Here is a 12,812-nt window from a genome sequence, read left to right as displayed (position 1 = left end):
ATTAGGAATCAGGTCTTCCTATATGGGTTCTACTGTGAAGACATGACGACGACGAACACCGCTTCCTCCGAAATCCGTCCCTTCCGCGTAGAGATCGCGCAGACCGAACTCGACGACCTCGCCCAGCGACTGGCCAACACCCGGCTGCCCCGGCCCGCCGCGGTCGACAACTGGGACCTCGGCACGCCGAACGGCTACCTGCGCGAGACCGTCGACTACTGGCGCAACGACTTCGACTGGCGGCGGCAGGAGGCGCGGATGAACGAGTTCCCGCACTACCTCACCGACATCGACGGCCAGGAGGTCCACTTCATCCACGTGCCCTCCGCGGAGCCGGACGCCACCCCGCTGCTGCTCATCCACACCTACCCCGGCTCGTTCGTGGACTTCCTCGACATGATCGGCCCGCTCACCGACCCCGTCGCGCACGGCGGGCAGGCCGAGGACGCGTTCTCCGTCGTCGTCCCCTCGATCCCCGGCTTCGGCTTCAGCACCCCGCTGGCCGACGGGGACTGGACGATGGCGCGGGTCGCCCGCACCTTCGACGCCCTCATGCGCAAGCTCGGCTACGAGACCTACGGCTCGCACGGCAGCGACGCCGGCACCATGATCTCCCGGGAGCTCGGGCTGCTCAAGCCGCCCGGATACCTCGGCATGCACGTGCTGCAGCTGTTCTCCTTCCCCTCGGGCGACCCGGCCGAGTTCGCCGGCTTCGGGCCCAAGGAGTACGCGGCGCTGGAGCACATGCAGTGGTTCCAGTCGGTCGGCGGCTACAACGCGATCAACGCCTCCCGGCCGCAGACCGTCGCGGTCGGCATCGCGGACTCGCCGGTCGGCCAGCTCGCCTGGAGCGAGCTGTTCAACTCCTTCGGCAACGGCACGAGCCTGGTGACCCGCGACCAGATCCTCACCCAGGTCACGCTGTACTGGCTCACCAACACCCAGGCCACCGCGGGCCGCTACCACTACGCCGAGGCGCACTCCGGCGCCGAACCGGCCATCAACACCGCGCCGACCGGCGTCGCGGTCTTCGCCGACGACTTCCAGACCATCCGCTCCCTCGCCGAGCGCGACAACACCAACATCGTGCACTGGAGCGAGTTCCCCACCGGCGGCCACTACGCCTCCCTTGAGGCCCCGGACGCGGTGACCGCCGACCTACGCACCTTCTTCGCGGCACTCCGCAAGGGGTGAACCCCCGACAGTGGCGGGAGCGGGCAGACCCCGCTCCCGCCACTGTGCCGTAGGACGCTCCCCCCGGTCCGCTGTTCACTTGTGCTTGCCCTTCTTGCGTTTGGGTGCCCTCTTGGCGGGTTTCAGTGGTTTTTTCGGGGGCGGGCCGTGGCGCTCGACGGCGGACTTGTGCTCCGGGGACGGCCTCGGAGATGCGCTACCTGCCGATGGCGCCGAGGTGGACACGGTCGGGGACGGCGTAGGTCGGTCCCCATCTGAGGCGACCGCCAATCCGATCCCACCTGCGATCACGACCGCGGCAGCCGCGGCGCCCGCGACGATGCCGTAGTGCCTCCACGAACGGATTCTCGGTGGGGGCGACGGCAGATCGACGACGGGCAGCCGGGCCGTGGAGGTGACGGCGGTCTCCGGTGTGGGCGGGTCGGCGTGCCAGGGACGTTCCGCGAACCAGGCGGCCACCTCGGGGGCCGTGGGGCGCTGCTCGGGCCGCTTGCTCAGGAGCCGCATCAGATAGTCCTCGAACGCGCCTGGCAACCCCGGGCACGCGTGCCGGGGCGGCACGGGAGCGGCGTCCACGTGCTGGAACACGACGGCGGCGGCGCTGTCGCCGTGGAACGGCGGCCGCCCGGTCAGCAACTCGTACAGGACGCAGCCCAGGGAGTACACGTCGGAGGGCGCGCCGGCGGGACGGCCCAGGCCCCGTTCGGGCGCCAGGTAGGTACTGGTGCCGATCACCTGGCCGGTCATGGTGAGCGCCGCCGACGCCTCGCCGGTGAACCGTGCGATGCCGAAGTCGGCGATCTTCACGGTGCCGTCGGCGGCGAGCAGCAGGTTCCCCGGTTTGATGTCGCGGTGCACGACGCCCTGCCGGTGCGCGGCGGACAGCCCGGCCGCCGCCTGCGCGGCGATGCCGGCGACCCGCGCCGGCGTCATGGAACCGCGCACGGCCCCCTCGCGGGCGAGGCTGTGCCCGTCGACGTACTCCATCACCAGGAAGAGCCGGCCCTCGTGGGTCCCGAAGTCGTACACCGCCACCACATGCGGGTCACTGAGACGGGCCGCGGTCTGCGCCTCCATCAGGAACCGCTCGCGTGCCTGCGGGTCCGGCGCAGTCGTCAGCAGCAGCTTGACCGCGACAGTCCGCTCCAGGCTCTGGTCGGTGGCGCGCCAGACCTCGCCCATCCCTCCCTTGCCGATCGGCTCCTCCAGTAGATACCGCCCCGCTACCAGCACCCGTCCCCGATCCCTCGTCCCCGCCAGCCCACACCCGGCCCGACACGCAACCCCCCATGAACAGCGCCAAACCCAAACGGAACATCACACCAGGCCCCGCCCGAGGCTGGAGCCGATCACAGCCCCCGCAGTGAACCTCAGACGTCGAACGAGGACTTCTATGATCGGCGTCTCATGACCAACGCATCAGAACTCAGGCGGCTGCTGGTCCCTCTTACCTCTGCCTCCGCCTATCACCTGCGCATGTCGGTCGGTCACGATCCTCTGGTCTCTCCGGCTCGCCTGCTGCACGCTGTGGTGTCCGCTCCGGACATGCCACGCGGCCACCGCCCGGTGCCATTTAGGGCGAACAAACAGACAGACACTGGTGTCTGACTGAGAGGATCATCTGAGTTCCACCGGCAGCGCGAGGAGAGCCATGGCCGAGCCGCTCCAACCCGGCGACCCCCGCCAGCTCGGCTCCTTCTACCTTGACGGACGGCTCGGCGCGGGCGGCCAGGGTGTCGTCTACGAGGGGTACGGGCCCGGCGGTGAACGGGTCGCCGTCAAGGCCCTGTACGGGGTCCACGACCGCGACCGCGAGATGCTCCGCAAGGAGACATGGGCGTGGCGGAAGGTCGCCGCCTACTGCACCGCCAAGGTCCTGCACGCCGACCTCGACGGGCCGATCCCGTTCGTCGTCAGCGAGCACGTCGCCGGGCCGAACCTCCGGCAGGCCGTCGAGCGCGCCGGGCGGTACGGGCCGGACGAGCTGCGCCGCCTGGCGATCGGGCTGGCCACCGCGCTGGTGGGGGTGCATCGCGCGCGGGTCGTGCACCGCGACCTCAAGCCCGAGAACATCCTGCTGGCCCCGGACGGGCCGCGCCTCATCGACTTCGGGATCGCCCGGATCGAGGAGCAGCCCACCACGACCGGCCTGCTCAAGGGCACCCTTCGGTACATGCCGCCGGAGCGGTACCGGGGCGAGCACGGCGACGCCAAGGTGGACGTGTGGGGCTGGGCCGCGGTCGTCCTGTTCGCCGCGACCGGACGGCACGCCTTCACCGGCGACACCCCGCCCGTGATCGCGCGTCAGGTGGAGACCCACCACCCCGACACCTCCGTGCTGGAGGAGCCGCTGCGCTCGCTGGTGGCGGCGTCGCTGGCGAAGGATCCCGCCGACCGTCCCGACGCCGAGGACCTGCTTCTCGGCCTGGTCGGAGCGATCGACCTGGAGGAGGCCACCCGCAGGGCCGTCCCCGACGACCGGCCCGCGCCGCCCGAGCCCTCCCGCGCCGAACTCGCGGAGGTCGTGTTCACCGGCCTGGGCGTCCGCGAGCAGGAGGCCGTGCCGCAACTGCTGCTGCGGCTGGTCGCGCCTGGCGAGCGCGCCGAGGACACGCTGCGTTCGGCGCGCCGGGACGAGTTCTCCGACGGCCAGGTCGACGACCGGGTCGTCGACCGCGTCCTGCGCGACTTCACCGGTGCGGGCGTCCTGGTCTGGACGGACGGGACCGTCACGCTGTCCAGCGCCGCGCTCATCCGCGCGTGGCCGAGGCTGCGCGAGTGGGCCGACGCCGAGCGCGCGGGACTGGGCGTCCACCAGGACCTCGTGGACGCCTCCCGGCTCTGGCACGGCCACGGCCGCAAGCGCAGCGACCTCTACCAGGGACGGCCCTGGAACGCGCCCAGTCGTGGGCCGCGACCGGCCGCCGCCACCTGACCCTCAACCTGGTCGAGCGCGGCTTCCTGGACGCGGCCGCCGACCTGTCGCTGCGCCGGGGGCGGCTGCGCGCGCTGATCAGCGTCGGCCTGTCGGTCCTGCTGGTCATCGCGATCGGCGCGGCCGTCGTCGCGATCGACCAGCGGCGGACCGTCGTCGGGCAGCGTGACCGCGCCGCGTCCGCCCAGGTCGCGGGGTTGGCGCAGTCGCTGCGCCGCAGTCGTCCGGACCTGGCGCGCAGGCTCGCCGTCGCGGCCGGGTCGCTCGCCGACACCCCCGAGTCGTGGTCGGCGCTGGCCGCGGCCCGGCACCAGGTGGAGCGGCTGTCCGTCCGGCTGCCCGACTTCGACGCGATGTGGTCCGACCTGGACGGCTACGGACGCCTGCTGGCGGTCAGGACCGGCATGGATGACGGGAAGATCGACGTCTGGGACCTGTCGAGGCGCACCCGGATCGGCTCCCTCCCCGGTGCCGTCACCGACTACTCGGACCCGGTCGTCGAGAACGTGGACTTCGCCCCGGACGAGCGGTCGCTCGTCCAGCACCGTCCCGACGACGCGGGCAGGTCCCTGTCCTTCTGGGCCCTCTCCCCGATGCGGCGGATCCGGGAGGTGCGCGGGGAGCCGTGGGGGGCGGTGGCGTTCCGTCCGGACGGCCGGGCGGTGCTCTCGGGCCACACTCTCGTGGAGTTCCCGTCCGGGAAGGTGCTGCGGCGCGGCTCGACGGTCCTGGAGGCGGGCCGGTACAGCGCGGACGGGTCGATGATCTTCGACGGCCCTCCGAGCTCCGGGGCAGCGTCTCCTTCTACGATCCGGTCACGCTCGCCCGCACGGGATACGTCCTGCGCACCGGGGACCTCACCCCGACCGGCCGCTACTCCCTGCCCGTGCACGACGCGAGGGACCGGGTGCTGGCCGTCGCCTACGGCGAATCCGGCTCCGACGGCGAGATCAAGCTGTGGGACCTGCGCACCCGCACCCCGCTGGGAATCCCGCTCACCGGCCACCGCCGCACGGTGCCGGCGATGGCGTTCACACCGGACGGCCGGTCGCTGGTCAGCGTGGACTCCCTCGGCGGCTTCCGCACCCATGCGGTGGGGCCCGAGCGGCTGCGGGCCGAACTCTGCGAAACGACCGGCGGACTCACGAAAAAGGAGTGGAAGGCCAACATTCCTGACGTCCCGTACCGGAAGACCTGCTGACCCCGGAGGGCGGACGGAATAGAACAACTTCGAGCTCGGTAATCTCCACAGCCCGCCGAGTAATAGGAATCCAATGACTTAGAACAATGCGTTTAGTGGTGGTCCGCGGCAGGTACGGCTCATGGGCGAGAGGAGACCTCTCCCGAGAACGGAGCGACGCCTTGCAGCAAGCCGGACGGATCCCACCTCAGGTCATCACGTCGCTCTCGACGCCCGAGCAGGTGGAGACGCATCTGGGCACTCTGGAGTTTCCGCTGGGCAGGCCCCACCGGCGAGACCGCCGACCGCGTCTACGACCATCTGGACTATGTGCACGCCGTTCGCGCGTTCCTCGACGCGTACTCCGGGGTCAATGTGTGGGCGGCGCGCAAGGGCTTCCTCGATGCGGGGATCAGGGACCACGACGTCCTGCTCTTCTCGGAGTTCATGGATCCCGAGACGCTCGTGCTGACCGGGAACGCGGACACCGTCTACTTCGTGACGTTCCTCGACCTGACCGAGGGGCCGCTGGTCGTGGAAATGCCGCCCCTGTCCCTCTGTTTCGTCAACGACATGTGGTTCCGCTGGGTCGCGGATCCCGGTATGGCAGGGCCGGATCGCGGAGCCGGCGGCAAATACCTCTTCGTCCCGCCCGGTTATGAGGGTCCACTTCCGGAGGGCGGTTACTTCACGCAGCCGACCCGCACCACGCGGCTCCTCCTGGGCGGGCGGGCCTTCCTGGAGGGCGACGACCCGGGGCCGGCGGTCGGGCGCATCAAGGAGGGGCTGCGCATCCACCGCTACGCCCCCGGGTTCTTCGGAACCAGCATCGGGGAGATCGTCACGGGGGGCACGGCCCCGCCGGCGCCGTGGACCGCGCAGACGTGGACCGCCGCGCTCCGCAGGCCCGACCCGCCGCGCTTCGTCGAGGGCACCGGGTTCGCCGTGAACACCGTCCCGCCCGCGGACGCGACGTACTTCGACCTCGCGAGCGAGCTCGTGCACGATCAGCCGGTCGAGGCGCTCGACCCCGAGATCGCCGGTGCGCTGGCCGCGATCGGGATCGCCAAGGGACGGCCCTTCCAGCCGGATCCGCGGATGCGGAAGATCCTCGTCGAGGCGGCCGCGGTGGGGAACGCGACGGCCCGCACCCTCGCGTGCCGCCTGCGTCCGGACGAGGGGGCGCACTTCTACGGTGCGTCCTCCCAGTGGATCAACGGCCTGCTCCCGGCCGGCTACGACTTCATGACCCCGCCCCCGGACATCACCGACCGGGGCGTCGAGCTCCGTGCGAGCGACGGCGCCCGCAAGCTCAACCTGCGGAACTGGTGGTGGTACCTGGGCGTGGGCATCAGCCCGGCGTTCACCGCGCCCCTGCCCGGCATCGGCTCGCAGTACCTGTTCGCGTGCGCGGACCAGGAGGACCGGGCCCTTGACGGGGGCAGGCACTACCGTCTGGTGCTTCCGCCGGACATTCCCGCCGCCCGTTTCTGGTCGTGCACCGTCTACGACAACCAGACCCGCTCGATGCTCTCCACGCCGCAACGCTTCCCCCGGGCCGGCAGCCAGGACTATCCGACCCCGGCGGCGACCGCCGACGCGGACGGCACGACCACGGTGCACTTCGGGCCCGACCGGCCCGGCGGCGTACCGGAGGGCAACTGGATCCAGACCGCGCCGGGCAAGGGATGGTTCGTGGTCCTGCGGTTCTACAGCCCTCTGCAACCGTTCTTCGACAAGACCTGGCGGCCGGGCGAGATCGAGGCTGTGGGCTGACCCAGGAGGAACGCGGTGCCTCACGTGAGCGACGCGCCCAGCCCGGGCATATCGGCTGAGACCCTCGCGTCGATCAGCGTCCCGGACCGGCTGGAGACCGTGTTCGGCGAGATGGACTTCTTCGACGGCCTGCCGCTGCCCGACACGGTCACCCGCGGCTATGACGCGCTCGACCTGCTGCGGGGGATCGAGGTCTTCCTCACCTGCCTGCCCGGCGCAGCGATGGTGGCGATGCGGCGCGGGCTGCGGAGCCTCGGCATCGACTCCCGCACGATCGGCTACACGGCTCCGCGCTGCGGCTCCGCGCCGTTGATGCTCACGGCGAACACCGAGACCGCGTACGGGCTGGCCTTCCTGGCGCTCGACCAGGACGGCCCGACGGTGATCGAGGTGCCGGAGGGCTCGCTGAGCGTCGTCGACGACCTCTGGCAGCGCTACGTCGCCGACATGGGGATCGCCGGACCCGACGGGGGCAAGGGAGGCAGATACCTCTTCCTGCCTCCCGGCTACGACGGCGACGTCCCGGACGGCTACTTCGTCTCGCGGTCGCCGACCTTCTCCTGCTGGGCGGCCCTCCGCGTGCTGGGAGGCGTCGAGAGCCTGCTCAGGACGCGGATCTACCCGCTCTCGGACGCGGCCGACCCGCCCGGGCAGCGCTTCGTGAACTTCGCCGACTCCGCCTTCAACACGGTCCCCGCCAACGACCTCTCGTTCTTCGAGGAGGTCGACGAGATCGTCCAGGAGGAACCGCCCGAGGCGCTCGACCCCGAGCGCGCGGGGCAGCTCGCCTCGATCGGCATCGTGCCCGGCACGCCCTTTCGACCGGACGACCGCATGCGCTCGATCCTCGGCACCGCCGCGCAAATCGGGTCGGGCCTCGTGCGGACGCTGACCTTCAAACCCCGCGACCCGAGCTTCTACTACTATCCGGGCGGCTCCTGGAAGAACATGTTCCCCTCGGGAAGCCACGAGTTCCTCTCGCCGCAGGGTGCGCGCCTGCTGGACGCTCGCGCCGTGTTCCACCACGGGGCGCTCGTGATCACGCCGGCGATGGCGGCGGCGACGGTCGGGGCCGGATCGCAGTACGCCTACACGGCGGAGGACTCCACCGGCGCCTGGCTCGACGGCGGGAGGAACTACACGCTCACCCTTCCCAAGGACGTCCCGGCGAAGAACTTCTGGGCCGTCGACGTCTACGACCCCCAGACCCGGTCGCTGCTGCGCACCGGCGACCCCTACCCGAGCGTGAACAGCCTCTCCGGCGCCGTGCGGGCCGAGGACGGCGGCGAGACGGTCGTCCACTTCGGCCCGGCCGCGCCGCCCGGCAGGGAGGCGAACTGGATCCAGACGGTCCCCGGCAAGGGATGGTTCGTCGTCCTGCGCCTCTACGGTCCGCTCGAAAGCTGGTTCGACCGGAGCTGGCGGCCGGGCGAGGTCGAACCGGCGTGAGGTAGGGGGCCGTGGGCGAAGCGATCGGGCAGATTCTGTCGTACGGCGTCGGAGTGGCGCTGAGCCCGTTCCCGATCATCGGTGCGGTGCTGATGCTCGCGACGCCCAGGGCGCGTACCAACGGGCCGGCGCTGCTCCTGGGCTGGATCCTGGGCCTGTCCCTGGTCGGCGCGATCGTGCTGCTGGTCTCGGGCGGCGCGGGGCCGAGCGACCAGGGGCAGCCTGCCGACTGGGTGAGCGCGCTCGACCTGGCGCTCGGCGTGCTGCTGCTGTGGGTGGCGGTGAAGGAGTGGCGCGGCCGTCCGCGCGGCGACGAGGAGGTCTCGTTGCCGACGTGGATGCGCACGGTCGACTCGTTCACCCCCGCCAAGGCGGGTGCGCTGGGGATCGCGCTGTCCGCGCTCAACCCGAAGAACCTGCTGCTCGTGATCGCCGCGGCGGCGGCGATCGCGCGCACGGACGTCCCGGCCGGAGCGCAGGCCGCGGCGCTCGCGGTCTTCGTCGTGATCGGGGCGCTCGGGACCGGGGCGCCGGTCGTCCTCTACTTCGCCCTGAAGGAGCGCTCCGCGCACATCCTCGACGGCCTCAAGGTCTGGATGGAGCGGAACAACTCGGCGATCATGACCGTGGTCTGCCTGATCCTCGCCGCGAAGCTGGTGGGCAACGCCATCAGCGACCTGTCCTCCTGACGGGGCCGGGCATGCTCGGGCTGTTCCCTTCGCTGCGGGGGTACCGGCGGCGATGGCTGAGGCGGGACGCCCTGGCGGGGGTGACGGTGTGGGCGGTTCTCGTGCCCGAGGCGCTCGCCTACGCGACGATCGCCGGCGTCTCGCCCGTGGTCGGTCTCTACGCCGCGCCCGCGGCCCTGATCCTGTACGCCGCCTTCGGCAGCTCCAGGCACCTGGTGGTCGGGCCGATGGCGGCGACGGCGGCGCTCTCGGCGGCGATCGTCGGTGAGGCCGCGGGCGGTTCGGGTGCGGACCTGCGCACCGCGATGACGGCGGCGCTGGCCGTCACGGTGGGCGTCGCGGCGCTCCTCGCCGGACTGCTGCGCCTCGGCTTCCTCGCCGGTTTCATCTCCGAGCCGGTCCTGAAGGGCTTCATCGTCGGCCTGGCTCTGACGATCATCGCGGGCCAACTGCCGAAGCTGTTCGGCGTCGAGGGCGCGTCGGGGGACTTCTTCGAGAGGATCTGGGCCCTGATCGGCGATCTCGGCGGAATCAGCGGCCTCACCGCCCTGGTCGGCGTCGGCAGCCTCCTGCTGATCCTCGTCCTCAAGCGGGCCGCCCCGTCCGTGCCCGGCTCGCTGATCGCGGTGGCGCTCGGGATCGCGGCGTCGGCGGCCTTCGATCTGGAGGACCGCGGCGTCGCCGTCGTCGGCGCCATCGAGACCGGGCCGCCCTCGTTCGGCTTCCCCGACGTCTCGGTGGACGACCTCGGCGCCCTCGCCGCCGGAAGCGTCGGCGTGCTGCTCGTCGCCTTCGCCGAGGGGCTCGGGGCGGCGAAGAGCTACGCCGTCCGCGACCACTACGAGGTCGACGCCGACCGCGAGCTGATCGGGCTCGGGGCCGCCGGCCTGGGCGCGGGCCTGTCCAGCGGCATGGTCGTCAACGGCAGCCTCTCGAAGACCGCCGTCAACTGGACGGCGGGCGCGCGCACCCAGCTCTCCGGGGTCTTCGTCGCCCTCCTCACCGTGATCACGCTGCTCTTCCTCACCGGCCTCTTCGAGAGGCTCCCCGAGGCGGTGCTCGCGGGAGTGGTGGTCGCGGCGGTGGTCGAACTCGTCGACATCCCCTCGCTCGCCGCCCTCTACCGCGTCTTCACCCGCAGGCTCGGCCAGGCCTACGGCGTCGCCGCGCGGCCCGACTTCGCCGCCGCGGTCGCCGCGATGCTCGGGGTGCTGGTCTTCGACACGCTGCCCGGCCTCTTCATCGGCATCGGTGCCTCGCTGCTCCTGCTCCTCTACCGCTCCTCGCGCCCGATCATCAGCGAACTGGGGCAGCTGCCAGGGAACGGGCACTTCGCCGCGCTCGACAGGCACGCGGACGGCCGCGGGATCCCGGGAGTGGTCGTGCTGCGCGTCGAGGGGGGCATCTACTTCGCCAACGCCGAGCGGATCCGGTCCACGGTGCGGAGTGCCGCCGGACGGGAAGGGACGACGGCGGTCGTGATCGACGCCGAGACGGTCCCCTTCGTCGACGTCAGCGCGGTGCGCATGCTCGACGAGGTGGCCGAGGAACTGGAGGCCCGCGGAGTCAGGTTCCTGCTGGCAGGCGACGTGGGCCAGGTTCGGGACGTGTTGCGCACCGCCGAAGCCAGGGCGGAGTTGAGGCACGTCTATCCCACCGTGCGGGCGGCCGTGGACGCGGCGAGAACCGGAACATGACGCAACCGCAGCTGTTCCTTGCGCGATTCAACGCGTGGGGCGACCGAGTGCTTCTTCCGTGATGTCCAGGCGGTGATATCCATCGCCATGGTCGTACAGGTACAGGTGAGGGCCGTGGGTGTCGAGAACCTGCCAATCCCGCAAAGGGCCTGCCGGTCCGACGATTTCCGCGGCGTCCAGCCACCGGATCGCACCGTCGATCAACGCGCACCACGAAAGCCTGTCGTCGGGCCCGGCGAGCAACAGGTGGTCGCCGGTGAAGGCGAGTGCGCGAACGTCGTCCACCGGGCACGCGTACTCGGCCGTACGGTCGGCCTGTATCCGGACCAGTGAGCCGCTCCGGTACGCCCAGGTGACTCCCGCGTGGCTGTTGACGGCGTCGTCGAGGCATGCGATCCCCGAGTCCCACAGCCAGGTGCCGTGCGGGTCCCGACGTACCAGGCTCAGCGAGTCGGGCCAGCCTTGCTCGCCGTGCGTGGTCCAGATGGTGCCGGAATCGTCCGAGACGATCCGCTCGATGTCATCGCCCAGCGCGAAAGTGCGCCGATGCGTTCCGTCCGGGCCGAAGACGTGGGCGTTACGGGACTCCCAGCGGCCGTCGATCCAGGGGAGGCAGGGACAGGCGACCAGCAGTTCACCGCGCGCCAGCAGAGCGATCAGCGGGTAAGAAACGGGAAGGCAGGACAGTTCCAGCCGATGCCATTCATGCGCCACGTAGCTGTAAAGCACCGCCGGACAGGACGGCGGCGGCCGGTAGAACGGCAACGAATTGTGGCCCGGCCCACGGACGAAGCCTCGCGCCAGACCGGGTTCGCTGGTCGCCAGAACACCGATCACGCCCTCCGCGCCGACCGTGTACGACAGCCCGACTTCGTCGTCCGTCAAAGGCGCGGACGGAGCCACTCGCTCGGCGAGGAGGACACGCATCTGCACAATCTAGGCAACGATCGAAAACGAGGCGGCCTCTTCGCACGCGGCAGGCCCCTGCGGGCGGGCCTGGCCGGGGCGCCGGTCTCAGGCGAAAGGCGGCGAACCGCTTCCGACCAGCGTGACGACGTCGGACCAGGCCTCCGAACCGCCGAGCGTGACCTGTGCCTCGCGGCCGTCGGGAAGCCTCAGCGTCTGGTCGGCGGGTCCGTCGGCATCGAAGTCGGCGATGGTCGCGGTCCCGGACCACTCCCGCTGCTTGGCGCGCAGATCGACGTAGACCTCGACCTCCGCTCCCTCACCGCTGATCAGGGTGGCGGGCCCCCTGTAGCGGCTCACGCCCGGGCCTTCTCATCGAAGCGGGTCTGAAGTGTGTTCATGAGAACGCACCATAGTGCGAAGGTCGGACGTTCCCGATCGGGAGAACCGGAGACACGCGGCTGCGGCCCCCGGCCCGTGCCGAATATCGCCCACGCGTGTCGCCTGGTCAGCCTGCCTGGGGGAGATACCCGCGTAAGGTGCTGCCTAGGGTGTGGCCACACCCTCTTCGCGAGAGGTACCCGGCCCATGAGGCTCGAACTCACCAACTACGAAGCCCTGCACGGCTGGGGCGTCGTCAACAGCAGCGCCGGATGGCATGCTCAGCGCAACCGGAAGCCCCCGGCGGCCGAACAGGCGGTCGGAGACATCCTCTTCACGGCTTACGACTGCCGGACCAGCACCACGACCACGGTCGAGTTCAGCGATGACGAGCGCGAGAGCCTTGCCGAACTGGTCAGCGACCACATCCAGGCGTGGGTGAAGCGCGGCCAGGAGAACGCCGCGACACAGCACCTTCGCTCGCTGGTCGTGAAGCTGGGCGGCTGACACGCCCACGCCGGCCAGCCCGTAACGCAAGTTCCGCGTCCCCGACGACGCCTTGCGAGTGCGGTTTTCCGCAGGGGAGCCGGGTGGCCGTCCCCATG

General features: G+C 70.9%; 12 protein-coding genes. 8 read left to right on the top strand and 4 right to left on the bottom strand.

Annotated elements, in window-relative coordinates:
• The first annotated feature begins 42 nt into the window (after positions 1 to 42).
• Positions 43 to 1,194, top strand: coding sequence for an epoxide hydrolase family protein (locus BJY14_RS16800; RefSeq protein WP_179844469.1), 1,152 nt, complete (start codon positions 43 to 45; stop codon positions 1,192 to 1,194).
• Positions 1,195 to 1,269: 75 nt separating this feature from the next.
• On the opposite strand, the gene BJY14_RS16795 is transcribed toward BJY14_RS16800, so the two are convergent.
• Positions 1,270 to 2,427: a serine/threonine-protein kinase gene (locus BJY14_RS16795; RefSeq protein WP_179844468.1), complete on the bottom strand. Its 1,158-nt coding sequence runs from the start codon at positions 2,425 to 2,427 to the stop codon at positions 1,270 to 1,272.
• A 418-nt stretch (positions 2,428 to 2,845) separates the two neighbouring features.
• Between BJY14_RS16795 and BJY14_RS16790 the strand changes: the two genes are divergently transcribed.
• Positions 2,846 to 4,129 carry a serine/threonine-protein kinase gene (locus tag BJY14_RS16790; protein WP_179844467.1) on the top strand — a complete coding sequence of 428 codons (1,284 nt, stop codon included), beginning with the start codon at positions 2,846 to 2,848 and terminating at the stop codon, positions 4,127 to 4,129.
• Here BJY14_RS16790 and BJY14_RS16785 read toward each other — a convergent pair.
• Entirely contained in the window at positions 4,069 to 4,674 is a 606-nt protein-coding gene (locus BJY14_RS16785) for a hypothetical protein (RefSeq protein WP_179844466.1), read from the bottom strand. The two genes, BJY14_RS16790 and BJY14_RS16785, sit on opposite strands and share 61 nt — an antisense overlap.
• 341 nt (positions 4,675 to 5,015) lie before the next feature.
• Here BJY14_RS16785 and BJY14_RS16780 point away from each other — a divergent pair, with 341 nt between their 5' ends.
• From BJY14_RS16780 to BJY14_RS16760, 5 genes are all read left to right on the top strand, one after another.
• The gene (locus tag BJY14_RS16780) at positions 5,016 to 5,330 is read left to right on the top strand and encodes a WD40 repeat domain-containing protein (protein WP_179844465.1); all 315 of its coding nucleotides are present in this window, start codon (positions 5,016 to 5,018) and stop codon (positions 5,328 to 5,330) included.
• Positions 5,331 to 5,639: 309 nt separating this feature from the next.
• Positions 5,640 to 7,085, top strand: a complete 1,446-nt coding sequence (locus BJY14_RS16775) for a DUF1254 domain-containing protein (RefSeq protein WP_218905429.1) — start codon at positions 5,640 to 5,642, stop codon at positions 7,083 to 7,085.
• Between the two features lie 15 nt (positions 7,086 to 7,100).
• Positions 7,101 to 8,534: a DUF1254 domain-containing protein gene (locus BJY14_RS16770; protein ID WP_218905428.1), complete on the top strand. Its 1,434-nt coding sequence runs from the start codon at positions 7,101 to 7,103 to the stop codon at positions 8,532 to 8,534.
• Positions 8,535 to 8,545: 11 nt separating this feature from the next.
• Complete coding sequence (locus tag BJY14_RS16765) at positions 8,546 to 9,223, top strand: GAP family protein (protein ID WP_179844464.1); 678 nt, start codon at positions 8,546 to 8,548, stop codon at positions 9,221 to 9,223.
• An 11-nt stretch (positions 9,224 to 9,234) separates the two neighbouring features.
• Positions 9,235 to 10,920, top strand: a complete 1,686-nt coding sequence (locus BJY14_RS16760; RefSeq protein WP_179844463.1) for a SulP family inorganic anion transporter — start codon at positions 9,235 to 9,237, stop codon at positions 10,918 to 10,920.
• Positions 10,921 to 10,947: 27 nt separating this feature from the next.
• Here the strand turns inward: BJY14_RS16760 and BJY14_RS16755 are convergent, their stop codons facing one another.
• Positions 10,948 to 11,847 carry a hypothetical protein gene (locus BJY14_RS16755; protein WP_179844462.1) on the bottom strand — a complete coding sequence of 300 codons (900 nt, stop codon included), beginning with the start codon at positions 11,845 to 11,847 and terminating at the stop codon, positions 10,948 to 10,950.
• Positions 11,848 to 11,934: 87 nt separating this feature from the next.
• Positions 11,935 to 12,186 carry a DUF4873 domain-containing protein gene (locus BJY14_RS16750; protein WP_179844461.1) on the bottom strand — a complete coding sequence of 84 codons (252 nt, stop codon included), beginning with the start codon at positions 12,184 to 12,186 and terminating at the stop codon, positions 11,935 to 11,937.
• 228 nt (positions 12,187 to 12,414) lie between these two features.
• Between BJY14_RS16750 and BJY14_RS16745 the strand changes: the two genes are divergently transcribed.
• On the top strand, positions 12,415 to 12,714 hold the full coding sequence (locus tag BJY14_RS16745; RefSeq protein ID WP_179844460.1) for a hypothetical protein: 300 nt from the start codon (positions 12,415 to 12,417) through the stop codon (positions 12,712 to 12,714).
• The last annotated feature ends 98 nt before the right edge of the window (positions 12,715 to 12,812 follow it).

This window comes from Actinomadura luteofluorescens, from assembly GCF_013409365.1.
In the GTDB taxonomy this organism is placed as follows: domain Bacteria; phylum Actinomycetota; class Actinomycetes; order Streptosporangiales; family Streptosporangiaceae; genus Spirillospora; species Spirillospora luteofluorescens.
This window is presented reverse-complemented; position numbering and strand designations above follow the sequence as displayed.

What these genes read in the sequence shown, in the direction of transcription:
- BJY14_RS16755 (WP_179844462.1), bottom strand. Translation starts at nt 11,847, where the DNA reads ATGCGTGTCCTCCTCGCCGAGCGAGTGGCTCCGTCCGCGCCTTTGACG.
- BJY14_RS16760 (WP_179844463.1), top strand. Translation starts at nt 9,235, where the DNA reads ATGCTCGGGCTGTTCCCTTCGCTGCGGGGGTACCGGCGGCGATGGCTG.
- BJY14_RS16790 (WP_179844467.1), top strand. Translation starts at nt 2,846, where the DNA reads ATGGCCGAGCCGCTCCAACCCGGCGACCCCCGCCAGCTCGGCTCCTTC.
- BJY14_RS16745 (WP_179844460.1), top strand. Translation starts at nt 12,415, where the DNA reads ATGAGGCTCGAACTCACCAACTACGAAGCCCTGCACGGCTGGGGCGTC.
- BJY14_RS16800 (WP_179844469.1), top strand. Translation starts at nt 43, where the DNA reads ATGACGACGACGAACACCGCTTCCTCCGAAATCCGTCCCTTCCGCGTA.